The sequence below is a fragment of the Methylobacterium longum genome (assembly GCF_022179385.1).
Classification (GTDB): domain Bacteria; phylum Pseudomonadota; class Alphaproteobacteria; order Rhizobiales; family Beijerinckiaceae; genus Methylobacterium; species Methylobacterium longum.
The window spans coordinates 138,318-161,652 of the sequence record NZ_BPQS01000007.1; the positions used below are offsets into that span (position 1 = coordinate 138,318).

The 23,335-nt window shown below is 71.0% G+C and carries 25 protein-coding genes; 12 read left to right on the forward strand and 13 right to left on the reverse strand.

The window, feature by feature from the left end:
- Positions 1-1,242, forward strand: a complete 1,242-nt coding sequence (gene hmpA, locus MFF58_RS08995; protein WP_238286742.1) for an NO-inducible flavohemoprotein — start codon at positions 1-3, stop codon at positions 1,240-1,242.
- A gap of 7 nt (positions 1,243-1,249) precedes the next feature.
- Here hmpA and MFF58_RS09000 read toward each other — a convergent pair whose 3' ends face one another.
- Complete coding sequence (locus MFF58_RS09000; RefSeq protein WP_238286743.1) at positions 1,250-2,068, reverse strand: AraC family transcriptional regulator; 819 nt, start codon at positions 2,066-2,068, stop codon at positions 1,250-1,252.
- A gap of 62 nt (positions 2,069-2,130) precedes the next feature.
- Here MFF58_RS09000 and MFF58_RS09005 point away from each other — a divergent pair, with 62 nt between their 5' ends.
- Both MFF58_RS09005 and MFF58_RS09010 read left to right on the forward strand, forming a co-directional pair.
- Complete coding sequence (locus tag MFF58_RS09005) at positions 2,131-3,327, forward strand: MFS transporter (protein ID WP_238286744.1); 1,197 nt, start codon at positions 2,131-2,133, stop codon at positions 3,325-3,327.
- A 73-nt stretch (positions 3,328-3,400) separates the two neighbouring features.
- A complete protein-coding gene (locus MFF58_RS09010; RefSeq protein WP_238286745.1) occupies positions 3,401-3,907 on the forward strand; it encodes a GNAT family N-acetyltransferase in 507 nt (168 codons plus the stop codon).
- On the opposite strand, the gene MFF58_RS09015 is transcribed toward MFF58_RS09010, so the two are convergent.
- Together MFF58_RS09015 and MFF58_RS09020 are read right to left on the reverse strand one after the other, a co-directional pair.
- The gene (locus MFF58_RS09015) at positions 3,908-5,089 is read right to left on the reverse strand and encodes a multidrug effflux MFS transporter (RefSeq protein ID WP_238286746.1); all 1,182 of its coding nucleotides are present in this window, start codon (positions 5,087-5,089) and stop codon (positions 3,908-3,910) included.
- 142 nt (positions 5,090-5,231) lie between these two features.
- Positions 5,232-6,209 (reverse strand): c-type cytochrome, encoded by a 978-nt coding sequence (locus tag MFF58_RS09020; RefSeq protein WP_238286747.1) that lies wholly within the window; start codon positions 6,207-6,209, stop codon positions 5,232-5,234.
- 310 nt (positions 6,210-6,519) lie between these two features.
- On the opposite strand from MFF58_RS09020, the gene MFF58_RS09025 reads away from it, so the two are divergent.
- A complete protein-coding gene (locus tag MFF58_RS09025; protein WP_238286748.1) occupies positions 6,520-7,263 on the forward strand; it encodes a 3-deoxy-manno-octulosonate cytidylyltransferase in 744 nt (247 codons plus the stop codon).
- Positions 7,264-7,286: 23 nt separating this feature from the next.
- Positions 7,287-8,144 carry a prephenate dehydratase gene (locus tag MFF58_RS09030; protein WP_238286749.1) on the forward strand — a complete coding sequence of 286 codons (858 nt, stop codon included), beginning with the start codon at positions 7,287-7,289 and terminating at the stop codon, positions 8,142-8,144.
- Between the two features lie 7 nt (positions 8,145-8,151).
- Here MFF58_RS09030 and MFF58_RS09035 read toward each other — a convergent pair whose 3' ends face one another.
- Positions 8,152-8,877 (reverse strand): tyrosine-protein phosphatase, encoded by a 726-nt coding sequence (locus MFF58_RS09035; protein ID WP_238286750.1) that lies wholly within the window; start codon positions 8,875-8,877, stop codon positions 8,152-8,154.
- A 172-nt stretch (positions 8,878-9,049) separates the two neighbouring features.
- Here MFF58_RS09035 and MFF58_RS09040 point away from each other — a divergent pair, with 172 nt between their 5' ends.
- Together MFF58_RS09040 and ppa are read left to right on the forward strand one after the other, a co-directional pair.
- Positions 9,050-9,556, forward strand: coding sequence for a GNAT family N-acetyltransferase (locus MFF58_RS09040; protein ID WP_238286751.1), 507 nt, complete (start codon positions 9,050-9,052; stop codon positions 9,554-9,556).
- A 123-nt stretch (positions 9,557-9,679) separates the two neighbouring features.
- A complete protein-coding gene (gene ppa, locus MFF58_RS09045; protein WP_238286752.1) occupies positions 9,680-10,213 on the forward strand; it encodes an inorganic diphosphatase in 534 nt (177 codons plus the stop codon).
- A 39-nt stretch (positions 10,214-10,252) separates the two neighbouring features.
- Here ppa and MFF58_RS09050 read toward each other — a convergent pair whose 3' ends face one another.
- A complete protein-coding gene (locus MFF58_RS09050; protein WP_238286754.1) occupies positions 10,253-10,786 on the reverse strand; it encodes a gamma carbonic anhydrase family protein in 534 nt (177 codons plus the stop codon).
- A 237-nt stretch (positions 10,787-11,023) separates the two neighbouring features.
- Between MFF58_RS09050 and MFF58_RS09055 the strand changes: the two genes are divergently transcribed.
- The gene (locus MFF58_RS09055) at positions 11,024-11,326 is read left to right on the forward strand and encodes a hypothetical protein (protein ID WP_238286755.1); all 303 of its coding nucleotides are present in this window, start codon (positions 11,024-11,026) and stop codon (positions 11,324-11,326) included.
- A gap of 135 nt (positions 11,327-11,461) precedes the next feature.
- Here MFF58_RS09055 and MFF58_RS09060 read toward each other — a convergent pair whose 3' ends face one another.
- Entirely contained in the window at positions 11,462-11,626 is a 165-nt protein-coding gene (locus MFF58_RS09060) for a hypothetical protein (protein WP_238286758.1), read from the reverse strand.
- 94 nt (positions 11,627-11,720) lie between these two features.
- On the reverse strand, positions 11,721-12,236 hold the full coding sequence (locus MFF58_RS09065; RefSeq protein ID WP_238286760.1) for an META domain-containing protein: 516 nt from the start codon (positions 12,234-12,236) through the stop codon (positions 11,721-11,723).
- A 270-nt stretch (positions 12,237-12,506) separates the two neighbouring features.
- Here MFF58_RS09065 and MFF58_RS09070 point away from each other — a divergent pair, with 270 nt between their 5' ends.
- The 4 genes from MFF58_RS09070 to MFF58_RS09085 all read left to right on the forward strand — a co-directional run bounded on the left by MFF58_RS09070 (position 12,507) and on the right by MFF58_RS09085 (position 15,129).
- Entirely contained in the window at positions 12,507-12,782 is a 276-nt protein-coding gene (locus MFF58_RS09070) for a helix-turn-helix domain-containing protein (RefSeq protein ID WP_308445430.1), read from the forward strand.
- Between the two features lie 171 nt (positions 12,783-12,953).
- Positions 12,954-13,691, forward strand: a complete 738-nt coding sequence (locus MFF58_RS09075) for a PIG-L deacetylase family protein (protein ID WP_238286763.1) — start codon at positions 12,954-12,956, stop codon at positions 13,689-13,691.
- Positions 13,688-14,281: an SAM-dependent methyltransferase gene (locus MFF58_RS09080; RefSeq protein WP_238286766.1), complete on the forward strand. Its 594-nt coding sequence runs from the start codon at positions 13,688-13,690 to the stop codon at positions 14,279-14,281. The genes MFF58_RS09075 and MFF58_RS09080 overlap by 4 nt, the downstream gene beginning before the upstream one ends.
- Positions 14,278-15,129 (forward strand): glycosyltransferase family 2 protein, encoded by an 852-nt coding sequence (locus MFF58_RS09085; protein WP_238286767.1) that lies wholly within the window; start codon positions 14,278-14,280, stop codon positions 15,127-15,129. The genes MFF58_RS09080 and MFF58_RS09085 overlap by 4 nt, the downstream gene beginning before the upstream one ends.
- 217 nt (positions 15,130-15,346) lie before the next feature.
- On the opposite strand, the gene MFF58_RS09090 is transcribed toward MFF58_RS09085, so the two are convergent.
- The 6 genes from MFF58_RS09090 to MFF58_RS09115 all read right to left on the reverse strand — a co-directional run bounded on the left by MFF58_RS09090 (position 15,347) and on the right by MFF58_RS09115 (position 23,328).
- Positions 15,347-16,318, reverse strand: a complete 972-nt coding sequence (locus MFF58_RS09090) for an HpcH/HpaI aldolase/citrate lyase family protein (RefSeq protein WP_238286768.1) — start codon at positions 16,316-16,318, stop codon at positions 15,347-15,349.
- 193 nt (positions 16,319-16,511) lie between these two features.
- Entirely contained in the window at positions 16,512-19,262 is a 2,751-nt protein-coding gene (locus MFF58_RS09095; RefSeq protein ID WP_238286769.1) for a phosphoenolpyruvate carboxylase, read from the reverse strand.
- Positions 19,263-19,485: 223 nt separating this feature from the next.
- Complete coding sequence (gene sucD, locus MFF58_RS09100; RefSeq protein WP_238286770.1) at positions 19,486-20,376, reverse strand: succinate--CoA ligase subunit alpha; 891 nt, start codon at positions 20,374-20,376, stop codon at positions 19,486-19,488.
- Between the two features lie 16 nt (positions 20,377-20,392).
- The gene (locus tag MFF58_RS09105) at positions 20,393-21,571 is read right to left on the reverse strand and encodes a malate--CoA ligase subunit beta (RefSeq protein ID WP_238286771.1); all 1,179 of its coding nucleotides are present in this window, start codon (positions 21,569-21,571) and stop codon (positions 20,393-20,395) included.
- Positions 21,572-21,808: 237 nt separating this feature from the next.
- On the reverse strand, positions 21,809-22,450 hold the full coding sequence (gene fchA, locus MFF58_RS09110) for a methenyltetrahydrofolate cyclohydrolase (RefSeq protein ID WP_238286772.1): 642 nt from the start codon (positions 22,448-22,450) through the stop codon (positions 21,809-21,811).
- Positions 22,451-22,464: 14 nt separating this feature from the next.
- Complete coding sequence (locus MFF58_RS09115; protein ID WP_238286773.1) at positions 22,465-23,328, reverse strand: NADP-dependent methylenetetrahydromethanopterin/methylenetetrahydrofolate dehydrogenase; 864 nt, start codon at positions 23,326-23,328, stop codon at positions 22,465-22,467.
- Between the last annotated feature and the right edge of the window lie 7 nt (positions 23,329-23,335).

Consider the following 23,335-nt stretch of genomic DNA (forward strand, 5'->3'; position numbering starts at 1 on the left):
ATGCCCGCTCCGCTGTCCCCCGCCACCATCAGCCTCATCAAGGCCACCGTACCGGCCCTGGAGGCCCACGGCCTCACCATCACGAAGCGCATGTACGAGCGCCTCTTCGCGGATCCGGCGATGCGCGACCTCTTCAACCAGTCCCACCACGGCGAGACCGGTTCGCAGCCGAAGGCCCTGGCCCAGGCCGTGCTCGCCTACGCCCGCAACATCGACAATCTGAGTGTCCTGGCGGGCGCGGTGGAACGGATCGCGCAGAAGCACGTCGCGCTGAACATCCTGCCGGAGCACTATCCCTTCGTGGCCGACGCCCTGCTCGGCGCGATCGGGGACGTGCTCGGCGAGGCCGCCACGCCCGAGATCGCCACCGCCTGGGGGGAGGCCTACTGGTTCCTGGCGGAGCTGCTGATCGGCCGGGAGGCCGCGATCTACCGCGACCACGCCGGCAAGCCCGGCGGCTGGAACGGCTGGCGCGACTTCGTGGTCGAGAGCGTCGCGCTGGAGAGCGAGACGATCCGCTCCTTCGTCCTGGTTCCCGCCGATGGCGGTCCGGTGCTGCGGCATCGGCCGGGACAGTATCTCGGCTTTCTCCTGGATCTGCCGGGCCGCGGCGTGCTGAAGCGGAACTACTCGATCTCCTGCGCGCCGAGCGACCGGGCCTACCGCATCACCGTCAAGCGCGAGGTCGCGCCGGGTCGCCCGGCCGGAATCGCCTCGAACTGGCTGCACGACCACGCCCGGCCCGGCACCGTGTTGAAGGTGGCCGCGCCCGCGGGCGACTTCGCCCTCGACGGGCAGAGCGACGAACCCGTGGTGCTGGTCAGCGGCGGCGTCGGGCTGACACCGATGATGAGCATGCTGGAGACGATCGCGACGGCCAGCCCGGACCGGCCGACCTGGTACGTCCACGGGGCCCTGTTCGGCCGCGTGCACGCCCTGCGCGATCACGCCCGGACGCTCGCGACGCGGGCCGGCAACACGAAGCTCGCGACCTTCTACGCGGCGCCCGAACCCGCGGATCGGCACGGCGAGGATTACGACGTTCAGGGCCTGATCACGGCGGACTGGCTGGTGCAGAACACGCCGCACGACCGCGCGACCTACTACCTCTGCGGTCCCAAGCCGTTCCTGCGGGATCTCGTCACCGGGCTGGCGCGCCACGGCGTCCCGACCGAGCGGGTGAAGTTCGAGTTCTTCGGGCCGGCTGACGACCTCGTCGAGGAACCCCGCCAAGCGGCCTAGACGGCGCTCACGCGGCCCCGTCGCCACGGGGCGGGCGCTCCGGACCGAGCACCCGCGCCACGGTCGTCCGCAGGGCCTGCGCGCTCCGATACCCGACGGCCGCCGCGACCGCCCGCGGCGGCCGGCCCTCGGCCGCCAGGGCCAGCGCCCGGATCACCCGGGCCCGGGCCCGCCAATCGCCGAAGCTCAGGCCCGTCTCCGCGCGGAAACCACGCGTCAGGGTCCGCCGGCTCGCCCCGGCGCGGTCGGCCCAGGCATCGAGATCCGACGCCTGGGCCGGATCCTCGATAATCCCCAGGCAGACCCGGCGCAGGCGCGGGTCGCGCGGCAGCGGCAGGGTCAGAGGCGTCGCGGGGGCGCGGCCGATCTCGTCGAGCACGAGGGCGGCGAGATGGCCGCCGCGGCCGTCCTGATCGTACAGCACCGGCTCTTCCGCCAGCGCGGCCAGCGCGGCGGCGAGCAGCGGCGACACCGCGATGACCCGGCAGCCCGTCGGGAAGTCCGCGACGGTATCGGGGTCGAGGTAGGCCGAGCACATCGCCACAGCGCCGTGCGTCGCCACCGCGTGGGGCAGGCGCGGCGGGATCCAGAGGGCGTGGCCCTCGGGCACGACCCAGGTCCCGTCCTCGGCGGACGCCATCATCAGGCCGGTGGTGGCGTAGAGGAGTTGCGCCCGCGGATGGAAATGCCGGTCGAGCCTCATCCCGGCCGCGTAGGCCTTCGGCATCACCGCGACGGCGCGGGGCACGTCCTGATAGTCGGCGGCATTCGTGGAACGCCCGTCGGGACGCGCCAGGCCCGGGGAGATTGGCCCGTTCGCATTCATATCCGGCCCGACACCTCCATCGGGTCAGGCTATCAGGGTCCGATCCCGGAGGATACGCCGCGATGGATTCGGACACGCTGTCCCGCCGTACCCTGCGCTTCGTCAACGTCGCGCACGCCCTCGACCATTTCGTACTGCTGATCTACCCGACCGCGGTCATCGCCATCGCGGTGCAGACGGGCCTGGGCTACGGCGAGCTGATCGGGCTCGCCACCGGCGCCTTCGTAGCCTTCGGCCTGTGCTCGCTGCCGATGGGCTCGCTCGCCGACCGGTTCGGGCGGCGCAACATGCTGGCCCTGTTCTTCTTCGGCTACGGCCTGTCCTGCCTCGGCGTGGCGAGCGCCTCGACGCCGCTGGGATTCGCCGTCTGGCTCTGCGTGCTCGGGCTCGCCTCGGCGATCTACCACCCGGTCGGCTCGGCCATGCTGGTGACCCATGCCCGCCGGCTCGGCCGTGATCTCGGCATCAACGGGGTCTGGGGCAATTTCGGCGCGGCCTCGGCGTCCGGTATCACGGCGTTGCTCGCGGCGACCGCCGGGTGGCGCGCGGCCTTCGTGGTGCCGGGCCTCGTCTGCCTCGCCTGCGGGGCCGCCTTCGTGGCGATGGTGCCGGACGACGGCGAGGCTTCGGCCAAGAAGGCCGGCGGCGCGGCCGTGATCCCGGTGACCCGTCCCTGGGCGCTGATGGCGATGTTCGGCCTGTCGATCTTCGCGGGCGGCCTGACCTTCAACCTGACCACGATCAGCCTGCCTAAGGTGATCGACGAGGGCATCGGCCACGCCCTGCCGCTGGCGCTCATCGGCTCCCTCACCACCGGGGTGTTCCTGTTCGGCGCCCTGATGCAGCTCGCCATGGGCCGCCTGATCGACCGCTACAGCCTGCCGTCGCTGTTCGTGGCGCTCTCGGTGCTGCAGCCGCTGGGCCTGGGGATCGCCGCCCTCTCCACCGGCCTGCCGCTGCTGGCCGGGCTCGTGCTCGCCATGACGGCGATCTACGGACAGGTGGTGATCAACGACGCGATGATCGCCCGCTACGTGCCGCCCGCCTATCGGGCCCGGGCGTACAGCGTGCGCTACTTCGTGGGCTTCACGGCGAGCGGCTTCGTGGTGCCGGCCATCGCGCTGCTCCACGATCGGGGCGGGTTCGCTCTGGTCCTCGGCGTCGCCTCCGCCTGCGGGGCGGTGATCTGGCTCTCGGCCGTCGGCTTCCTGAAGCTGACGCAGGGCGGCGCGCGACCCGGGCTCGCGGCGGCGGAGTAGCGCCGTGGTTTGCGGGTCGGGGCCGACGCTGCTACGCGGCGCCGGTCCGATCGGCATCATCCCCTGAACCCCCGTGACCGCTTTGTCCCTCGTCATCCGGCCCGAGCGGCCGGAGGATGCCCCCGCCATCGAGCGCCTCCAGGCCCGCGCCTTCGGCCCCGGGCGCTTCGCCCGCACCGCCTATCGCCTGCGCGAGGGGGCGGACGAGCGGATGGATCTCGGCGTCACCGCCTCGGTGGGCAGCTTTCTGGTCGGCTCGGTGCGGATGGGTCCGGTGCGGACCGGGGCCACGCCCTTCGTGATGCTGGGGCCCCTGGCGGTCGATCCGAGCTTCGAGGGCCGCGGCATCGGCGGCACCCTGACTCGCGCGGCGATCGAGGCGGCGCGGCAGGCTGGCGACGGGCTGGTCATCCTCGTGGGGGACGCACCCTATTACGCACGGTTCGGCTTCACCGTCGTGCCGCCCGGGCGCCTGAGCCTGCCGGGCCCGGTCGATCCCGCGCGGCTCCTGTGGCTGGAACTCAGCCCCGGCTTCGGTGCGGGCGCGGCCGGCCTCGTCGAGGCGGTGCGCGCCGGATGATCATGCCCGACGCAGGGCCAGCGCGGCGATCAGCCCGGCCGCGAGCAGCGCCAGCGCCACGGGCGTGGCCGAGGTCGCGGGCCACGCGGAGGCGGCGGCGGTGAACACCGCCCCGAAGGTCATCTGCGTGAAGCCGTAGAGGCTGGAGGCGGAGCCCGCCGCGTGGGGATCGACGTTCATCAGGCCGGCCACCGCGTTGGGGCTGAGCAGGCCGACGCCCACCGCGTAGGCGAAGAGCGGCACGATCAGGCTGACGACGCCGAGCATCCCGGTCCGGTCTACCACCAGCAGCGCCAGCGCGGCCGCGATGCAGAGGAGGTTGCCGCTCCGCGCCGCCCTGCGGATCGGCACCCGCGCGGCCAGCCGGCTCGCCAGCACCGCGCCGCCGACCATGCCGAACACCACGATCAGGCAATCGAACCCCACCTCCTGCGAGGAGCGGCCGAGCCGGTCCACGAGCAGGAACGGCGCCACCGCCAGGAAGGCGTAAAGGCTGGTTCCGCCGCAGGCCCCCGCCACCAGATAGGCGCGGAACACCGGAACCCGCACCAGCCGGAGATAGCCCGCCAGCACCGCCACGACGCCCGGCAGCGCCACCTTGTGCCGGTTGGTCTCGGGCAGCGTGAACACCACCAGGGCGCCCAGCACGGCGACGAGGGCGGCGAGCACCACGAAGACGGCGCGCCAGCCGAAGGCCTCGTTCACCACGCCGCCGATCGCGGGCGCCAGGGCCGGCGTGAGCGTCATCGCGGTGGTCAGGATCGCGAGCTTCCGGGCCGCGTCCTCGCGGGTGGAGACGTCGCGCACCATGGCCCGGCCGATCACCAGCGAGCCGCAGGCGCCGAGCGACTGCAGGACGCGGGCGACCAGCAGCACGCCGACGTTCGGCGCGGGGATCGCGAGCAGCAGGCCGGCGAGGTAGAGGCCGAGGCCGCCAATCAGGATCGGGCGCCGACCGTAGCGGTCCGAGAGCGGGCCGTAGAGGAGCTGCCCGCCCGCGAGGCCGACGAGGTAGACGGTGATGGTGAGTTGCGCGCCCGCCGCGTTGGTCCCCAGGTCGGCCGCAACGGCGGCGAGCGCCGGCACGAAGATGTGCAGGGCGACCGTGCCCGTCATGGTGACGGCGACCAGAAGCGGCAGGGGCGCCCGGCGCTCGCCCGCTTCGCGACTTCGCTCTGGCAAGAGCCTTCCTTCGCGGTTCCTCGACCCCGACGGACGACGGGTCACGGCCGCTCTTAGGCAAAGGCCGGGCCCAGAGCCATGCCGCCGGGGCGCACCCACCCCGGGGCGTTCGCGGGACGGCGGGCTCCTTCGCCCGTTCGGACTACTCCTTCGGGGTCGGCAGCGGCGCGTTCAGATCCTTGGTCGGAACACCGACCTCGAGATCCTTCGCCCGGTCGACGGCCTCCGGATTGGCCTTGGCCGCAGGCTCCTTGGCGGCCGGGGCCGACGGCGCGGTCGGCTCCGCGGGGATCACGCTCGACGGCGTGCCCTGCTGGTCGCCGTCATGGGCGTTGGCCGGCGGCGTCGGCGCGTTGCGGTCGCTCGACTCGCTGGGCGCCCGCGGGCTGCCGGGGGACTTCTCCTCGACGGGCTTGGCGGTGCTGGTATCGGCAGGCTTGGCGGGGCTGTCCTTGCCCTCCGACGGCTTCGACGCCGCAGGCTTGTCGGCGGTCGGCTTCTCAGCGGCGGGCTTCTCGGGGGCAGCCGCGGGCTTGTCCTCAGGCTTGGCCGCCGCGGGCGTGGCGGCGGGCGCGTCGCCCTTCTCGACGGCGGGCAGCGGCTTGGGATCATCCGCGTTCGAGCGCAGGTAGGCGATGACGTTGGCGCGCTCCTGCGGCGAGGCGATGCCCGCGAAGGCCATCTTGGTGCCCTTCACGTAGCCCTTCGGGTTGGTGAGGAACGCGTCCAGATCCTCGTAGGTCCAGGCGCCGCCCTTCTCCTTCAGGGCCGCCGAGTACTCGAAGCCCGCATGGCCGCCCTTCGGACGCTCCACGACGCCGTAGAGATCCGGGCCCACCTTGTTGGGGCCGCCCTTCTCGAAGGCGTGGCAGGCGTGGCAGGCCTTGGTGCCGGCCTCGCCCTTCTCGGCGTTGGCGCTGGCGAGGCGGACCGCGATCGGCTCGACCTTGGCCTCCGGCGCCGCGGCGGCGGCCTGGGGCTCCGGCTCGGGCAGGTCGTAGCCGGCTTTGCCCGCCGGTCGCGGGTGGTAGATCAATTCGGCCACGAACCCCGATCCAGCCGCGAACAGCAGGGCGCCGAGGACGGCACCCAGGACCTTGTTCACCTCGAATGAGTTCATGCTCTTCTCACGACTCGGCCGGGCCCGACGCGCGCCTGACACGGGCCAGCAGACTCGGACGCCGGACATTGGAAGATTTCGAGGTTGCCTTAGCCGTTCCCGGCGGTTCCTGACAATGCCGAGAGCGCCATCCGCGTCGCTCAGGCGCAGGATTGTTTCACCGAATTGCCCAGCTTGTCACCGGCCGCCCCGCGATCCGGCCTGTCCGACCCGGCCGGGGCCGGGGGACGACAACCGGGGGCGGGCCTGTTAAGCAGCCGCCCGCCGCCTGGCGCGACCGCCGGGTTCGCGTGCCCAGGCCTGAAGTCCCATGTCCGATCCCCTGGTCTTGATCCCGGCCCGCCTCGCCGCGACGCGCCTGCCCCGTAAGCCCCTGGCCGACATCGCCGGGGAGGCCATGATCGTGCATGTCTGGCGCCGCGCCGTGGAGGCCGGCATCGGCCCGGTCGTCGTGGCGACCGACACGGACGAGATCGCCCGGGCCGTCGAGGCGGTCGGCGGCCTCGCCGTCATGACCCGCGCCGACCATCCGTCCGGCTCCGACCGCCTCGCCGAGGCGCTGGAGATCGTCGATCCGGAGGGCCGGCACGACGTGGTGGTCAACGTACAGGGCGATCTGCCCACCATCGATCCGGCGATCATCGGCGCCTCCGTCCTGCCACTGGCCGACCGCACCGTCGACATCGTCACCCTGTGCGCGCCGATCACCGATCCGCACGAGGCGGACAACCCGAACGTGGTCAAGCTCGTGGGCCACGCGGTCGGCCCGGGGCGCCTGCGCGCGCTCTACTTCACCCGGTCGCGCGCGCCCTGGGGCGATGGCCCGCTCTGGCATCATATCGGCCTCTACGCCTACCGGCGGACCGCGCTGAGCCGGTTCGTCGCCCTGCCGCCGGGCGAGTTGGAGGTGCGGGAGAAGCTGGAGCAGCTCCGCGCGCTCGAAGCCGGCATGCGCATCGACGCCGTCATCGTCGACGACCTGCCGCTGGGCGTCGACACTCCCGCCGACCTGGAGCGCGCCCGCGCCCTGCTCCAGGGCCGGCGCCTGAACTGACTCCCAGACGAAACCCGACCGCCATGACAGACCGCACGATCGCCTATCAGGGTGAGCCCGGGGCCAACTCGCACATCATCTGCGCGGAGGCCTATCCGGACTGGACCCCGCTGCCCTGCGCGACCTTCGAGGACGCCTTCGCGGCGGTCACCGAGGGCCGGGCCCAGCGGGCGATGATCCCGATCGAGAACTCCATCGCGGGCCGGGTCGCCGACATCCATCACCTGATCCCGCTCTCGCCGCTGCACATCGTGGCCGAGCACTTCCTGCCGATCCACTTCCAGCTGATGGTCCTGCCGGGCACGGGGATCGAGGCTCTGCGCAGCGTCCACAGCCACATCCACGCGCTCGGCCAGTGCCGCCGGATCATCCGCCGCCTGGGGCTGAAGGCCGTGGTGGCCGGCGACACCGCCGGGGCGGCCCGCGAGGTCGCCGAGATCGGCGACCCGAGCCGGGCCGCGCTGGCGCCCGCGCTCGCCGCCGAGGTCTACGGCCTCGACATCCTGGAGCGCGACGTCGAGGACGAGGTGCACAACACGACCCGGTTCGTGGTGTTCTCCCCCGAGGCCGAGCCGGTCGCCCAGGGGACCCAGGCCTGCGTGACGAGCTTCGTGTTCCGCGTCCGCAACATCCCGGCGGCCCTCTACAAGGCCCTCGGCGGCTTCGCGACCAACGGCGTCAACATGTCGAAGCTCGAGAGCTACATGATGGACGGTGAGTTCACGGCCACGCAGTTCTACGCTGAGGTGGACGGCCACCCGGAGGATCCCGGCCTCGCCCGCGCGCTCGACGAGCTCGGCTTCTTCTCCCGCGAGCTGCGGGTGATCGGCACCTACCCGGCCCACCCGTTCCGGGAGGCCGCGCGTCCGGCGGCGGAGTAGGCCCCGCCTACTCCCGCCGCATCAGCCGGTCGACGGCCAGATCCGACCAGAAGCCCGGCCGGAAGTCGCGCTTGAGCGCCTCCGGGTCGTAAAGGGTCTCGACCCAGGTCAGGAAGTCGATCCCCTTGGCCTCGCCCTCGACGCGGTAGCGGACGAAGAACGCGTCGAGGATGCCGGTCTTGGCGAAGCGGAGATGGCCGTAGCGGGCCGAGAGCTGCCGGGCGGCCTCGGCGACCGGGCGGCCCTCGTGCAGGATCAGGTACAGGGCCGAGGCGAGGCCGGCCCGGTCGGCGCCCGACTTGCAGTGCATCACCGCCGGATACGCGATGCCGTCGAAGAACGCCTTGGCCCTCAGGATGGTATCCCGGTCCGGCGCCTCCCGGGAGCGCAGCACGAACTCCTTCAGGATCAGGCCGTTGCGCTCGCAGGCCTCCCGCTGGAGCGGCCAGGACCCGTGCTCGCGTCCGCCGCGCAGGGAGATAATCGTCCGCACGCCCTCGGCGCGGAACCGGGCGAGCTGGTGCGGACCGGGCTGGGCCGATCGCCAGAGCGCGCCCGAGCCGACCCGGTGGCGGTTGAGGTAGACCAGCCGGAACACGCCGTGGTCCATCAGCAGCATGTTGGCCCAGGCCTTCAGCCGGTCGCCGGGGCCCGCGATCGGCCGCTCGAAGCGGGCGATCCGCGCCATGCGCCGCGCGTAGCGCGTCTCGGGCTTGAGGAAGCGGTTGAACACGGCGGTGCTGCCAAGGGGAGGAGCGCGGGCTCTACCAGCCGTCCGGGAGGCCGGCAATTCGCGGCTGCGGGGACGCGGCGCCGATCTTGCCTTCACTCCGCCCGGATCGGCATCGAACCTGGGCGGGCCGCACGGGTTGTACGCCGGTCGGACGACGGGAGGCCCGAAGCCCATGAGCACGCGCACCACGAGCATCCGCCGGGCCCGCGAGGCCGACATCGGCGGCTTGTCCAAGGTGTTCGATGCCGCGTGGCGCGAGGCTTATCGCGGGATCATCCCGGGCGTCGCCCTGGAACGCCTGATCGCGGACCGCGACCGCGCTTGGTGGCGCGGCGCCCTGCGCCGCGGGCGGCCCGTGGCCGTGGTGGAGACCGGCGACCTGCTGGTCGGCTACGCGTCCTACGGCCGGGCCCGCAGCCGAGCTCTCGGTACCGAGGCCGAGATCGACGAACTGTACCTGCTGCCGGAGTACCAGGGCATCGGCCTCGGCCGGCGCCTGTTCCGGGCCGTGCGGAACGACCTCGCGGACCATGGCCTGACCCGGCTCGGCGTCTGGAGCCTCGCGGACAACGACCGCGCCGGCGCGTTCTACGAGGGCCTCGGAGGCCGGCCGGGCCCGCAGGCCCTCGACCGCCTGGCGGGCATCGCGCTCCCGAAGGTCGGCTACATCTTCGGCTGAATCGTCGGCTGACGTTTTCCAGCGCTCGTTGCCGAGCCGCAACGTCGACAGATTTGCAATGCCGGGCCGCGCCTCTAAGAGGTCCTGGAAGCGGAGCTGACCGCGTTCCGGGACCGATACGCCATGAAGATCGACGCCATTCCGCTCGGCAAGAAGCCGCCCCACGACGTCAACGTGATCGTGGAGGTGCCGCTCGGCGGCGAACCGATCAAGTACGAGATGGACAAGGAGTCCGGCGCGCTGGTCGTCGACCGGTTCCTGTACACGCCGATGTTCTATCCCGGCAATTACGGCTTCATCCCCCACACCCTGTCGGGCGACGGCGATCCCTGCGACGTGCTGGTGGCCAACACCCGCGCGGTGCTGCCGGGGGCGATCATCAGCGCGCGCCCCGTGGGCGTGATGGTGATGCAGGACGAGGGGGGCGAGGACGAGAAGGTCATCGCGGTGCCGTCGCGCCACCTGACGAAGCGCTACGACCGCGTGGAGAATTACACCGACCTCCCCGACATCACCATCCAACAGATCCAGCACTTCTTCGAGCACTACAAGGATCTGGAGCCCGGCAAGTGGGTCAAGTTCGTCCGCTGGGGCGACAAGGAGGAGGCTCACCGGCTGATCGAGGAAGCGATCGAGCGGGCCAAGGCCAAGAAGTAGGCGACCCGGCCGCTCCCGCCCGGGGGCGGCCGTTCCGCTTCAGCCGTCGATCCGACGCAGCCCGGCCCGGTAGCGCCGGGCGTTCTCGACGTAGCGCAGGGCGGCCTGTCGCAAGCCCGCGACCGCCTCCTCGTCGAGAGTGCGCACCGCCCGCGCGGGCGCCCCGACGATCAGGCTGTGATCCGGGAAGGTCTTGCCCTCCGTGATCAGCGCGTTGGCCCCGACGAGACAGCCGCGGCCGATCACGGCGCCGTTGAGCACCGTCGCGCCCATGCCGATCAGGCTGCCGTCGCCGATCGTGCAGCCGTGGACGATCGCCCCGTGGCCCACGGTGACGTCCGACCCGATGCTGACGGGGAAACCGGGATCGACGTGCATGATCACGCCTTCCTGCACGTTCGTCCTGTCGCCGATCCGGATCGGCTCGTTGTCGCCGCGCAGGGCCGAACCGAACCAGATGCCGACGTCGAGGCCGAGATGGATGCGGCCGATCACCTGCGCGTCGGGCGCGATCCAGACCCGGTCGGGATCGGCAAGCTGCGGCACGTATTCGTCGAGGGCGTAGAGCGGCATGATTGGCTTCCGTGGGCTCGCATCCGTAGGCATGCGCGCGCGGGCTTCCGGCGGCTCCGGGCCCCGCGACGGGATCGGATCGCACGATCCTGTCGCGGGAATGGCACAGGCATCGGCAGCCTGCCAATGCTAACAGCGTACGCGAAGCGGCAAACGACCCGACAGGCGTCACCGCGCCCCCGGACGGGCGCGCCGGCCCTGTCCTCCGGTACGGCCGCGGCAACCGGATTGAGGCGGATGCGGCGGCTCTCGGTATCGATCTGCCCTCCGCGTGCCCTGGGCGTTCTGGTCCTCTCGGGCCTCCTGCTGGCGCAGGCCGCGGCGGCGGACCTGCACGCGGCGCGACCCGGATTCAGCGGCTTCCGGGCGACCTGCGAGGATCTCGGCACCTTCTGCTTCGCCGACGGCTGCGGGGCAGATCAGATCGACGCGGAGCAGAAGTGCCGGGCTCGCTGCCCGAGCGCCGCGATCATGAGCGTCGTACCGTCCGCCTGCCGCCGGGCGACGCCGGGAGCCATCGTGCTGCGCAACCGGGGCTGAGCGGCGGAGCGGCCGCGATCAGGTCCCGCCGCGTCCGGGAACAAACCCCTCGCCAGCGGCCGCGCCGTGCAGGAATCGGCGCTCGCCCGTCGGGACGCAGAACGACGCGGGCTCCACCAAGCCCCGCCGGAGGCGTCACGACGCGAGGCGGACGACCAAGAGCAGCGTCGCCAGCACGGGGACGGCGGCGGCGAGCCAGAGGGCTCCCGGATGGAAGCTCTCCGGCCCGGTGAACCGGAGCGAGCGCGTCACGCCGGGGCGCAACGGTTGCCCTCGCCCGATTCCGATCCCGACTGGCATCCGCGGCCTCCCCGATACCCGGGGAGTGAGGCCCGACCTCCGTCAAAGCCTTCTGAATCCGCGGCCGCCTTCGTGCGGCGTGGTGAACCGGCCCTTAAAGGGCGCGGTCGAACTTGAGTTCGCCGTTCGGGCTCTTCAGGACGAGCTGCGAGCCGACCAGATCCCACACGGCCGCGGTCCGCAGCGCGACGAAGAAGGCCTGCTCGACCGAGGCGAGCCCCTTGTCGCAGCTCTTCTTCGTCAGCGCGAGCGGGCCGACCGCGATGTGCTGCTCCTTGAGCGGGAAGGCGGTGGCCGCGAAGGTGTTGCAGCCGCCGTAGCCACGGGCGCGATACTGCTTGTCGATGATGAAGCTGGGCCGGTCGCCGCCCGTGAACGGCTTGCCGTTGAGGCTCACGGCCGTCCAGGTCGAGTCGAGCGGGAAGATCTTCTCGCTGGCCTTTGCGCCCGGCACGTACTGAGGCTTCTTCTCGTCCTCACCACCGGGACGGCGGTTGCCGCGGCCGAAGCCGGTCGGAGCCCCGCCCATCTGAGCCTGCGCCTGCGTCGCCGCGGACAGGTCTGCGGCCAATACGGCGCAGGCCAAGGTCGCGATCAGCACCCCTCTCATCGTTCAGTCCCCATCTCGCGCTCAGTGCTCGGCTCAGAACCCAGGTCGGGGGATGCAGCGCCGCGGCGCATGCCGGCCCTGCGCGGAGGCCGCCCCGAATCCATGCGCCTCAGCGGATGCGACAGGAATTCAGCACAATTATGGTCGTGCGGTCCCGCGACGGGTTTGGAAACGATCGGGCGGGAGCGCCGTTATCTGACATCGCGGGTCGGGAGGGTGATGTTGGTCGGATCTGACGAAGGCGCGCAGAGCGGCGCGAGCGGACCGGCGATGAGTCCGGCCCAGTCGCGGGCGGCCCGGGGCCTGCTCGGCTGGTCCGAAGCCGATCTCGCCGCCAAGGTCGGCGTCGACGAGAAGCTGGTGCGCGATTTTGAAGGCGGCTACGGCGATCCGCCGAGCGGGCAGATCGAGGCTCTGCGGAGCGCGATGACCACCGCCGGTGCCGTGTTCACCGACGCTCCGAATGCCGGGGTCCATTTGAGCGAGCGCCGCGGCGCCGACGAGGGAACCCGTCTCGGCGCCCTGACCACCGAGAACGACCGGTAGCGGCGGCGCGGTCGGCCGGTCGCGCCGCTCATGGCGCGTTCAGGCGCCGGAGCCGATAGCGGGCGGATCGACCTGCCTTCCGTTCCGGGAGCGATCCGTGACCGAGCCATTCCGCCGCGCCTCCCACGCCTGCGCGTCTCCCGCGCCCGCGACGGTAGCGGCGTCACGTTGATGCGTGCCGACGCCTTTCTCGCCGCCGCCGACAGGTTGCCGGTCGCGAGCCTCGACGATCTGGCGGGACCCGGTGGCCTCGTGGTCGTCGCCCCGCACCCCGATGACGAGAGCCTGGGCTGCGGCGGCCTGATCGCTGCGGCGCGGGCGGCCGGGCGGCGCGTGCACCTGATCGTGGTCAGCGACGGTTGCGGGTCCCACACGCAGTCCCGCCTGTACCCGCCCGAGGCCTTGCGCGCGCTGCGCGAGGCCGAGACCCTGCGGGCCGCGGCGATCCTCGGTCTCCGTCCGGAAGATATCACCTTCCTGCGCCTGCCCGATGCCCATGTGCCGAGCGCCGGGCCCTCCGCCGAGGCGGCCGCCGAATCGGTCGCGCAGGCGGCCTCCCGGTGCGGTGCGGGCGCGGTGTTCGTGACGTGGCGGCACGATCCCCATTGCGACCACAGGGCTGCGGCCCTCATCGTTGCGCTGGCCCGTCCCCGCATGCCGGGTGTGCGGGTCTATGAATATCCGGTCTGGGGCTGGACCCTGCCCCCCGAGACCGAGGTCGGCCCGGAGCCGGCCGGCCTGCGCCTCGACGTCTCCGCGCAGCGCGGAACCAAGGCCCGGGCGGTCGCCGCGCACGAATCCCAGACCACCAACCTGATCGCGGACGATCCGCAGGGCTTCCGTCTGGAGCCCGCGATGATCGACCGGCTCTGCGGCCCCTACGAGCGCTTCGTGGCGGTACCGGCATGAGCCGGCGCACCGAGACCGTGCCGGATGATTATTTCGCCGGCATCTACGCCAGCGAAGCCGATCCCTGGCGCTTCACGACCTCGCCCTACGAGCGCGACAAGTACGCGGCGACGCTCGCATCCCTGCCGCGGGCGCGCTACCGCGCCGCCTTCGAGCCGGCCTGCTCGATCGGCGTCTTCACCCACGCCTTGTCGGAGCGGTGCGACCACCTGCTCGCGACCGACCCCGTCGCGACGGCCGTGCGGGCCGCGCAGGCCCGTTGCGCCGACCGACCCCATGTCGAGATCCGCCGGGGGGGCGTGCCGGCCGACTGGCCCGAGGGCCGGTTCGACCTGATCGTGCTGTCCGAGTTCCTGTACTTCCTCGCGCCGGAGGATCTCGCCACGCTGGTGCGCCGGGTCGGAGGAGCGGTCGAGCCCGGCGGCGACATCGTGCTGGTGCACTGGCTCGGGGAGACCGATTACCCGCACTCGGGCGACGGGGCCGCCGAGGGTTTCATCGGGTTGGCCGCACCCTTCGCCCGGGTCCTGCACCAGTCTCGGACACCCGAATACCGGATCGACCTGCTGCGCGCAGGGACCGCGCCGTGAGCACGGCGGTCATCACCCTCAACAAGGGCCGGCGCCCGCATCTGACGCGCCTGCTCGAAGGGCTCGGGCGGGGCGCGCCGCCGGATGCCGGCATCGTCGTGGAGATGGGCGGGGACGACGCGCCCCTGCCCGCCCTGCCCTTCCCGGTGAAGCGCGTCCCGTTCCCGCATCCCGGCCTGCCGCTGGCGGCGGCGCGCAATGCCGGCCGCCGGGCGGCCACGGCCGACACGCTGATCTTCCTCGACGTGGATTGCATCCCGTCTGCGGGGCTCGTCGCCGGCCTGTCGCGGGCGGTGGCCGAGCAGGACGGCTTGATCTGCTGCGAGATCGGCTACCTACCGGCCGGAGCGGTCACGGACGGCTGGCAGGAGACCGATCTGGAGCGGCTGGGGCAGCCACACCCGGTGCGGACGTTCCCACCGGCGGACGCGGTTGCGCCCGCGCCGCAGCCCGGCCTGTTCTGGTCGCTCGCCTTCGCGGTACGCGCCGCCACCTACGACCGTCTCGGCGGCTTCGACGAGAATTTTACGGGCTACGGGGCCGAGGATACCGACCTCGCCTTCCGGGCCGACGCGGCGGGGGTCCCGATCCTGTTCCTCGGCGGCCCGCGGGCCTATCACCAGCACCATCCGGGCTACGACCCGCCGCTCCAGCATTTTCGCGACATCGTGGCCAACGCCACGCGGTTTCATGCCCGACACGGCCTCTGGCCGATGGACGGCTGGCTCGACGGATTCGCTCGGCTGGGGCTGATCGATGCGGACAGGTCCGGGGGGATCATGGTCCGGCGTGGTCCGACGCCCGAGGAAATGGCGGCGGCACGGCTACCGGACGAGCGGCCGCTCTGACGGGATTGCGGCGCGGCCGGTGATCCGGGTCGCGACGCGCTCGTTCTTCCGCGCCGGCTGCGGCGCGCACAGATCTCCTTTAGGAACAGGCACTCTCTGCTCCGCACGCCCCGCCCTCCCCCTCTGCGGGGGAGGGCGAGCGTCGCGGCTTCGCAAGCTCGTCTCCGCTGATGGAGGCGTGTGGATCCGGCAGCCCTCCCGGGAAGGGAGAGAACGCTCACGCCTTCATGGCATTGGCCTTCTCGATCAGTGCCTCAGCCATGCGGATCGACGCGATGTCGATGAGGCGCCCATCCAGCGAGACGGCGCCGCGGCCCGCCTTGGCGGCCTCTTCCATGGCCTCCAGGATGCGGCGGGCCTTGGTGACCTCGGCCTCGGACGGGGTGAAGACCTCGTTGGCGAGATCGATCTGCGACGGGTGGATCGCCCACTTGCCTTCGAATCCGAGGGCGGCGCAGCGCCGGGCCGCCGAGCGGTAGCCATCGGGATCCGAGAAGTCGCCGAACGGTCCGTCGATCGGACGGAGGCCGTAGGCGCGGCAGGCCACCAGCATGCGGTTCTGGGCGAACAGCCACGGATCCTGCCAGTGGGTCTGGCGGTTGCCGGCCTCGTCCTTGTCGGTGAGCACCGAGAAGTCCGGGTTCACGCCGCCGATCACCGTGGAGCGGGCGCGGGTCGAGGCGGCGTAGTCGGCCACGCCGAAGGACATCGCCTCCAGACGCTTCGACGACTGGGCGATCGCCTCGACATTGGCCATGCCGAGCGCCGTCTCGATCAGCACCTCGAAGCCGATCTGCTTGTCGCGCTTCTTGGCCTGCTCGATCTGCGTGACCAGCACGTCGATCGCGTAGACGTCGGCCGGCACGCCGACCTTGGGGATCAGCACCATGTCGAGGCGCGGGCAGGCTTCGACGATGTCGACCACGTCACGATACATGTAGTGCGTGTCGAGACCATTGATGCGGATCATCATGGTCTTGCTGCCCCAATCCAGGTCGTTGAGCGCCTGGATGATATTGGTGCGGGCCTTCTCCTTGTCGTCGGGGGCGACCGCGTCCTCGAGGTCGAGGAAGATCACGTCCGCCGCCGAGGAGGCCGACTTCTCCATGAAGGTCGGGTTCGAGCCGGGGACGGCGAGTTCGGACCGGTGCAGGCGCGGCTTGGCCTGCTGGATCAGGGTGAAACTCATGGATGTTCCTCTCTCTGTGTGTCGGTTCTGATGCCGTTGCGGGGTAGGACCCGCCCAGCGGTGAAGATGGCGCTCGCGTCGCGTGGCGACAGGGCGCACGGCGGCGTTTCAGAGGGCGTCCTCAGCTCGCAACACCTGCGCGCGCCCTTCCCCGGCAAGGCAGAGGGCCTGCGCGTGCGGGTGCCCGATCGCCTCATCCCGTCGCCCCGAAACCGACCGCGATGCAGTTGATCGACAGGAGCAGGGCCGACTTGACCGCTTCGCGCCGGTCCTCGTCGGTCTCGGCGCGGTACCGGGCGAGCAGTTCGACCTGCTCGCGGCCGACCTGGTTGATGGTCGGCAACCGGCCCTTCAGGCGGTCGCGGAACAAGGGGAAGCGCTCGGCCAGGTCGGTGCCGCCGCTCACCCGCAGGACCATCTCCCGGGTGAGCGCGTATTCGGCCTCGATCATGCCGAAGATCCGGTCCCGGACGCCGGCATCCGGCACCAGGCCGGCATAGGCGCGGGCGATGTCGAGATCGACCATCATCAGGGTCTTCTCGACCTCATCGAGGACGAGGCGCAGCACCCGGGATTCCTGGAACAGCCGCTTGAGCGTCGCCTCGCCCTCCCGGCCGCGCACGTCGAGGAAGCTCGCCAGCCCCGAGCCGACCCCGTACCAGCCGGTGATCACGTGCCGGTTCTGGGACCACGCGAACACCCACGGGATCGCCCGCAGGTCCGAGAGCGAGCGTGCGCCGAAACGCCGGGCCGGACGCGAGCCGATGTTCAGGAGCGCGATCTCGTCGAGCGGGCTCGCGGCCTGGAAGTAGTCGACGAGGCCGTCGGTCTGGAGAAGCTGGACATAGGCGGCCCGGGACGCACCGGCCAGGGCCTCCAGGGCGTCGTCGTGGCCGGGCCCCGCCCGCTCACCGTCGCCGGCCAGCGCGTGCTCGAACACCGAGGCCGCCAGCAGCTCCATCTGGTAGGCGGCGGTGCCGCGGTTGGCGTACTTGAACGAGACGACCTCGCCCTGCTCCGTGGTGCGGAACCGGCCGCGGATCGAGCCCGGCGGCTGGGCCATGATGCCCCGGTGGGTCGGGACGCCGCCGCGGCTCACCGAGCCGCCGCGCCCGTGGAAGAAGGCGATCCCGACGCCGAGTTCCTCCCCCAGCCGGGTCAGCTTGCTCTGCGCCTTGTACAGCTCCCAGTTGGCGGCGACGAAGCCACCGTCCTTGTTGGAGTCGGAGTAGCCGATCATCACCTCCTGCACCCCGCCCTGCCAGCGGGTGGAGCGGCGCACGACCGGCACGTTGAGCAGCGCCCGCATGATCGCCGGAGCGGCGCGCAGGTCGTCGATCGTCTCGAACAGCGGCACGATCGGCAGCGGGCAGATCTCGGTGCCGGCCGCATCGAGGAACACCCCCGCCTCCTTGGCGAGCAAGTAGGCGCCCAGCACGTCCTCCACCGAACGGGTCATCGACAGCACGAAGGCGCCGAACGCCTCGCGATCGAGGGCCTCGCGCATCTCGGCGACCAGGGCGAAGGTGGCGAGCGTCTCCCGCGCGGCGTCGGGCAGATCCTCGAACGACCGCTCCGGATCGCGCGGCCGGGCCAGTTCCGTGTCGAGCCACTGGCGCCACCCGGCCGAGCCGAGGGCCGGCGGTTCGCCTTCGCCGTTGCGCTGGCGCCAGAGGGCGTGGAGCGTATCGGTGGTCCGGGTCGTGTTCTCGCGCAGGTCCAGGCGGACCGTCGAGAACCGGAAGATCTCCACCATCCGCCGAACGGGCCGGACCAGGTCGCGGGCGAGCGCCGCGCACTTGGCCTCCGCCAAGCCGCGCTCCAGAACGCGCAGGTCTTCGATCAGCCCGTCCGCGCTGGCGTAGTCGGGGCCGGACGGGTGCTCGCCCTCGTTTCGGGCGATCGTCGCCTCGATCTTGCGCGAGACGCAGCTCAGGTACTGGCGGTAGGGCTCGCCGGGATTGCGCCGGGTGATCGCCCGCTCCTGCCCGCTCTCGGCGAGTTGCCGATCGAGTTCCGCGCGGAAACTTTCCGGGAGCGGCAGGGAGCGCTCGGTGAGCGACAGGGTCCGGCCCAGCTCGCGCACGCCATCCTGGTAGCGGGTGAGCGAGGCCAGCGCGTTGCGGTGGAGGGTCTGCCGGGTCACCGCGGCCGTCACGTAGGGATTGCCGTCCCGGTCACCCCCGATCCAAGACCCGAACTGGAAGAAGGGCGGCACTTTGAAGTCCGTGCCCGGATAGGTCTCGGCGAGCGTCTCCTCCAGGGTCTCCAGAGTCTCGGGCAGCATCTCGAACAGGGTCTCGTCGAAGAAATGCAGCCCCCAGGCCACCTCCCGCTCGACGGTCGCCTTCTCCAGATGCAGTTCGCCCGTCATCCAGACCAGCTCGATCTGGTCGCGCAGCTCGTTCATGAGCCCGTTGCGCTCACGATCGGTCCAGCGCGGCATCTCCAGCTCGCGCAGCACGAGGTAAATCCGCCGGAACTTCTCGAGGACCGTCACCCGCTTGCCCTCGGTCGGATGGGCGGTGAGCGTCGGCCGGATGCGCAGATCGCTGAGCAGCGCCTGGATCTTCTCAGGGGGCACCCCCTGCTTGCGGGCGTCGGAAAAAACCTTGGCGAAGGAGCCGCCGAGCGCGGCACGGCCCTCCGTGCGCTCCACGTGGCGACGGCGGCGCATCGCGGCGTTCTGCTCGGCGATGGAGATCAGCTGGAACCAGATGCCCTGCACCTGCAGGGCACGCGCCAGCATCTGCGGCGAGAAACGCGAGATGTCGGCCGTGCCGTGCAGCACCGCCTCAAGGTCGGGATCGTGACGGCGGGCGACGTCGAGCAGCGCCTGGAACAGGATGTCCAGCGCCTGCTCCGACGACGTGCCGACGATCACCGGCGGCGCGAAGGCCGTGGCATCGACGAGGCCGGGGGTTGCATGAAGGGTACGGGTCATAGGGCCACCTCGTGGCACAGGGTACTTCCAGGGGTCGGCGCGACGCACCCGCCCTTCCCCTCTGCGGGGACGGGTGGCCACTGCGTCAGCAGCGGTCGGGAGAGGGGGGCGCCCTGTCCGGAGAGGTCGCGACGGGAGCCGAAGCCCGCACCGTCGCGCTGCCCCTCTCCCGCCCCGCCTCCGCGGGGTCCCCTCCCCCGTACAGGGGAGGGCTGAGATGCGGCTACGCCGCCCGGGCCAGCACGTCGGCCACCGTCTGACCGAAGCTGCCCGGATCCGGCGCCACCGTGAGACCATACGAGCGCATGATCTCGGCCTTCTCGGCGGCGCTGTCGCCGGCCGCCGAGATGATCGCCCCGGCATGGCCCATGCGCCGGCCCTTCGGCGCCGTGAGCCCGGCCACGAAGCCGATCACCGGCTTCGACATGTTCTCGCGGATCCAGGCCGAGGCCTCGGCCTCCTGCGGGCCGCCGATCTCGCCGATCATCAGCACCGCCTCCGTGTCCGGATCGGTCTCGAACAGGGCGAGGTGGTCGAGGAACGACGAGCCGTTGATCGGGTCGCCGCCGATGCCCACCGAGGTCGAGATGCCGAGGCCGAGTTCCTTGAGCTGCGAGGCGGCTTCGTAGCCCAGCGTCCCCGAGCGGGAGATCACCCCGACATTGCCCTGCAGGTAGATGTGGCCGGGCATGATGCCGAGCATCGACTTGCCGGGCGAGATGATGCCCGCGCAGTTCGGGCCGACCACCATCGTCCGCTTCTCCTTGGGGTAGCGGTAGAGGTAGCGCTTCACCCGCATCATGTCCTGGGCCGGGATGCCGTCGGTGATCGAGCAGACCAGACGCAGGCCGGCATCGGCCGCCTCCATGATGGCGTCCGCCGCGAAGGGTGGCGCCACGAAGGTGATCGAGGTGGTGGCCCCGGTCGCCGCCACCGCCTCCTTGACGGTGTTGAACACCGGCAGGCCGAGATGGGTGCGCCCGCCCTTGCCGGGCGTGACGCCGCCGACGACGTTCGAGCCGTATTCCAGCATCTCCTTGGCGTGGAAGGTGCCCTTGTCGCCCGTGATGCCCTGGACGATGATCGGGGTGGTCTCGTCGATGAGAATGCTCATGGCGCGGTCTCCCCTTTCAGTGCTGCGTCTTGGCGGCGGCGCAGGCTTCGACCGCCTTCCTGGCCGCCTCCGACAGGGTGTCGGCGGTGATCAGGTCGAGGCCGCTCTCGGCCAGGATCTTCTTGCCGGCCTCCACGTTCGTGCCGGCGAGGCGGACCACCAGGGGCACGTCGATCTTGACCTCGCGGGCCGCCTGGATGACGCCCTCCGCGACCCAGTCGCAGCGGTTGATGCCGGCGAAGATGTTGACCAGGATCGCCTTGACGTTGCGGTCCGAGAGGACGAGCCGGAAGGCCGTGGCGACCCGCTCCGGGGAGGCACCGCCGCCGACATCCAGGAAGTTCGCCGGCTCGCCGCCCGCGTGCTTGATCATGTCCATGGTGGCCATGGCCAGTCCGGCGCCGTTGACGATGCAGCCGATCTCGCCCTCGAGGCCGATGTAGCTGAGGTTGTGCTCGGCGGCCTGGGCCTCGCGGGGATCGCCCTGGGACGGGTCGTGCATGTCGGCGATGCCCGGCCGGCGGAACATGGCGTTGTCGTCGAAGCTCATCTTGGCATCGAGCGCCAGCACGCGGTCGTCCTTAGTGACGACGAGCGGGTTGATCTCCAGCATGGTGCCGTCGCAGTCGCGGAACGCCCGGTAGGCGTTCATGATGGTCTTCACCGCGGCCGAGACCTGCTTGATGTTGAGCCCGAGCTGGAAGGCGATCTCGCGGGCCTGGAATTGCTGCAGGCCCACCGCCGGCTCGACCACGACCTGGATGAGCGATTCCGGCTCCTTGGCGGCGATCTCCTCGATGTCCATGCCGCCGCGCTGACTGGCGATGACGCGGACGCGCTCGGCCTTCCGGTCGAGGACGTAGCCGAGGTAGAGCTCGCGCTCGAAGGGATCGGCGGTCTCCACGTAGACCCGCTGCACCGGCTTGCCCTCGGGGCCGGTCTGGATGGTGACGAGGCGCTTGCCGAGGAGGTCCTTGGCGGCGTCGCGGACCTCGTTGTAGGTCCGGCACAGCTTGATGCCGCCGGCCTTGCCGCGGGCGCCCGCATGGATCTGAGCCTTCACGGCCCAGAACGAGCCGCCGAGTTCGGTGGCGGCGTAGACCGCCTGATCCGGGCTGAACGCGATGGCGCCTTTGGGGACGGCCACGCCGAAGCTCGCAAGCAGCTCTTTGGCCTGATACTCGTGGACATCCATTCGGCGCCTCCTCCGCGGTTCGTTGCCGCCGTTGATGCGCTGTACTTTAGTTGAGTCGAAAGATTACGCCCGTCAAATTTTTTGATCCGTCGCTTCACGACGACTTTTTCGCAATCGCAACACAGATCGAATTCGATGCTGCAACGCAGCATACTGAAAAACAACGAGGCCGGGGCAAGATGCACCCGGCCTCGACTATCGATGCTTTGCCGGCGCGAGGACCGCGCGCGGCGCGCGTCAGTTCACCTTCGCCTTCACCACCCCGTAGATTCGTTCGGTGAGCGCCCCGGCCTCGGACAGCAGGCCCTCCAGTTCCTTCAGCCGTTCGTCGGCGAAGTCACGGTCCTCCAAGCCCTTCGCGTTGACGTAGACGTTGAGCGCCGCGCTGCGCAGCCCGGCATAGGCCGAGAGCACCGCGACACCCGCATCCGACACGACGTTGAGATTGCCCTTGTCGGCGGTGATCGCCGCAAGGTCGATCACCGCGCGACAGGCGCGACAGCAGGCGAGCGGCACGTCGCAGGCGGTCTTCAGCGCCGCCTGGATCTTCCCGGCGCGTACCGTCTTCTCGTCGTCGGTGGCCTTGGGCAGGCCGTAGGCGCCCATCACGGCGTCGAAGGCCTGCACGTCCTCGCCGATCATGCCGGTGAGCACGACCCGCAGTCCCTCGGACTTGGCCAGCACGTCCTTCAGCTCGGCCTCGACCTCGACGTACTTTTTCTTGCCGATGGTGAGGTTGCAGACCATCGACACCAGGGCCGCGCCCATCGCGCCGGAGATCGCCGCCGCGCCGCCCCCGCCGGGTGTCGGGGCGGCGCTCGCCAGCTCCGTGAGGAAGGTTTGGATGGTCGCGTTCTCAGGCGATTGCGTGTCCGACATGGGCGCCTCTCCGGTCAGGCCATCTTCTTGGCGAGGGCGTAGATCTCCTCGGCGTCGAGCATCTGCTCGGTGCTCTCGAAGAGCTGACCCACGCAGGCCCGGTGGAGCTTGAGCTTCAACCCGCCGATCCCGAGCGCGCCGAACGCCTTCTTGCCGTTGCGGTCCTTGCCCTTGTCCATCACGTCGATGCCGCCGATGCCGGTTGGGGGCTGGGCGTTGTAGTCGGCGACGAACTCGATGGACGATTCCTGCGCCCAGGCGGCCTCGGGCAACAGCTCGACGCCGATGGCGCCGGCGGTGAACACCAGGTTCGTGCCCTTCACGAGGGCGACCCGCGAGGCCTCATCGGGGGTCGCGGCGGCCTTCACCTCGACCTTGAAGCGCTTGTTGATCTGGTCCGCGGCGGCCTGTGTCTTGTCGAGGGCGCGGCCCGCGATCGTCACCTCGGCGCCCTCGCCGGCGAGCAGCGCCGCCGAGCGCATGCCGACCGGGCCGGTGCCCGCCAGCACGACGGCCTTCTTGCCCTGGAGGGAGCCGGCGGCCTTCGCCACCAGCGCCACGCCGGCGGCCGCCGTGGTGTTCGAGCCGTTCGAATCGAGCATGCACGAGACGCGGAACGGGCCGAAGAAGCGCTTCTTGACCGCGGTGAACAGCGCCTCGCCGGCCGCCATGCTGCCGCCGCCGACGAAGATCGCGGTCGACTTCTTCTCGGAGCCGCCGCGGGTGTAGATCGTCCCGTCCACGAGCGCGCCGACGTTGTCGGGGTTCACGCCGCCATATCCGGTGATGTGATCGGCACCGCCGTCGTAGCCGACCACCGTGTCGAACACGTTCGGCACCGCATCGGTATCGAAGAGGAACAGCAGCTTCTTCGTCATCTCTTTT

Bases quoted from the DNA above. Each gene is read 5' to 3' on its own strand.
- hmpA (WP_238286742.1), top strand. From the start codon at position 1: ATGCCCGCTCCGCTGTCCCCCGCCACCATCAGCCTCATCAAGGCCACC.
- MFF58_RS09000 (WP_238286743.1), bottom strand. From the start codon at position 2,068: ATGAATGCGAACGGGCCAATCTCCCCGGGCCTGGCGCGTCCCGACGGG.
- MFF58_RS09005 (WP_238286744.1), top strand. From the start codon at position 2,131: ATGGATTCGGACACGCTGTCCCGCCGTACCCTGCGCTTCGTCAACGTC.
- MFF58_RS09020 (WP_238286747.1), bottom strand. From the start codon at position 6,209: ATGAACTCATTCGAGGTGAACAAGGTCCTGGGTGCCGTCCTCGGCGCC.
- MFF58_RS09025 (WP_238286748.1), top strand. From the start codon at position 6,520: ATGTCCGATCCCCTGGTCTTGATCCCGGCCCGCCTCGCCGCGACGCGC.
- MFF58_RS09030 (WP_238286749.1), top strand. From the start codon at position 7,287: ATGACAGACCGCACGATCGCCTATCAGGGTGAGCCCGGGGCCAACTCG.
- MFF58_RS09040 (WP_238286751.1), top strand. From the start codon at position 9,050: ATGAGCACGCGCACCACGAGCATCCGCCGGGCCCGCGAGGCCGACATC.
- ppa (WP_238286752.1), top strand. From the start codon at position 9,680: ATGAAGATCGACGCCATTCCGCTCGGCAAGAAGCCGCCCCACGACGTC.
- MFF58_RS09050 (WP_238286754.1), bottom strand. From the start codon at position 10,786: ATGCCGCTCTACGCCCTCGACGAATACGTGCCGCAGCTTGCCGATCCC.
- MFF58_RS09055 (WP_238286755.1), top strand. From the start codon at position 11,024: ATGCGGCGGCTCTCGGTATCGATCTGCCCTCCGCGTGCCCTGGGCGTT.
- MFF58_RS09060 (WP_238286758.1), bottom strand. From the start codon at position 11,626: ATGCCAGTCGGGATCGGAATCGGGCGAGGGCAACCGTTGCGCCCCGGC.
- MFF58_RS09065 (WP_238286760.1), bottom strand. From the start codon at position 12,236: ATGAGAGGGGTGCTGATCGCGACCTTGGCCTGCGCCGTATTGGCCGCA.
- MFF58_RS09070 (WP_308445430.1), top strand. From the start codon at position 12,507: ATGAGTCCGGCCCAGTCGCGGGCGGCCCGGGGCCTGCTCGGCTGGTCC.
- MFF58_RS09075 (WP_238286763.1), top strand. From the start codon at position 12,954: ATGCGTGCCGACGCCTTTCTCGCCGCCGCCGACAGGTTGCCGGTCGCG.
- MFF58_RS09080 (WP_238286766.1), top strand. From the start codon at position 13,688: ATGAGCCGGCGCACCGAGACCGTGCCGGATGATTATTTCGCCGGCATC.
- MFF58_RS09090 (WP_238286768.1), bottom strand. From the start codon at position 16,318: ATGAGTTTCACCCTGATCCAGCAGGCCAAGCCGCGCCTGCACCGGTCC.
- MFF58_RS09095 (WP_238286769.1), bottom strand. From the start codon at position 19,262: ATGACCCGTACCCTTCATGCAACCCCCGGCCTCGTCGATGCCACGGCC.
- sucD (WP_238286770.1), bottom strand. From the start codon at position 20,376: ATGAGCATTCTCATCGACGAGACCACCCCGATCATCGTCCAGGGCATC.
- MFF58_RS09105 (WP_238286771.1), bottom strand. From the start codon at position 21,571: ATGGATGTCCACGAGTATCAGGCCAAAGAGCTGCTTGCGAGCTTCGGC.
- fchA (WP_238286772.1), bottom strand. From the start codon at position 22,450: ATGTCGGACACGCAATCGCCTGAGAACGCGACCATCCAAACCTTCCTC.
- MFF58_RS09115 (WP_238286773.1), bottom strand. From the start codon at position 23,328: ATGACGAAGAAGCTGCTGTTCCTCTTCGATACCGATGCGGTGCCGAAC.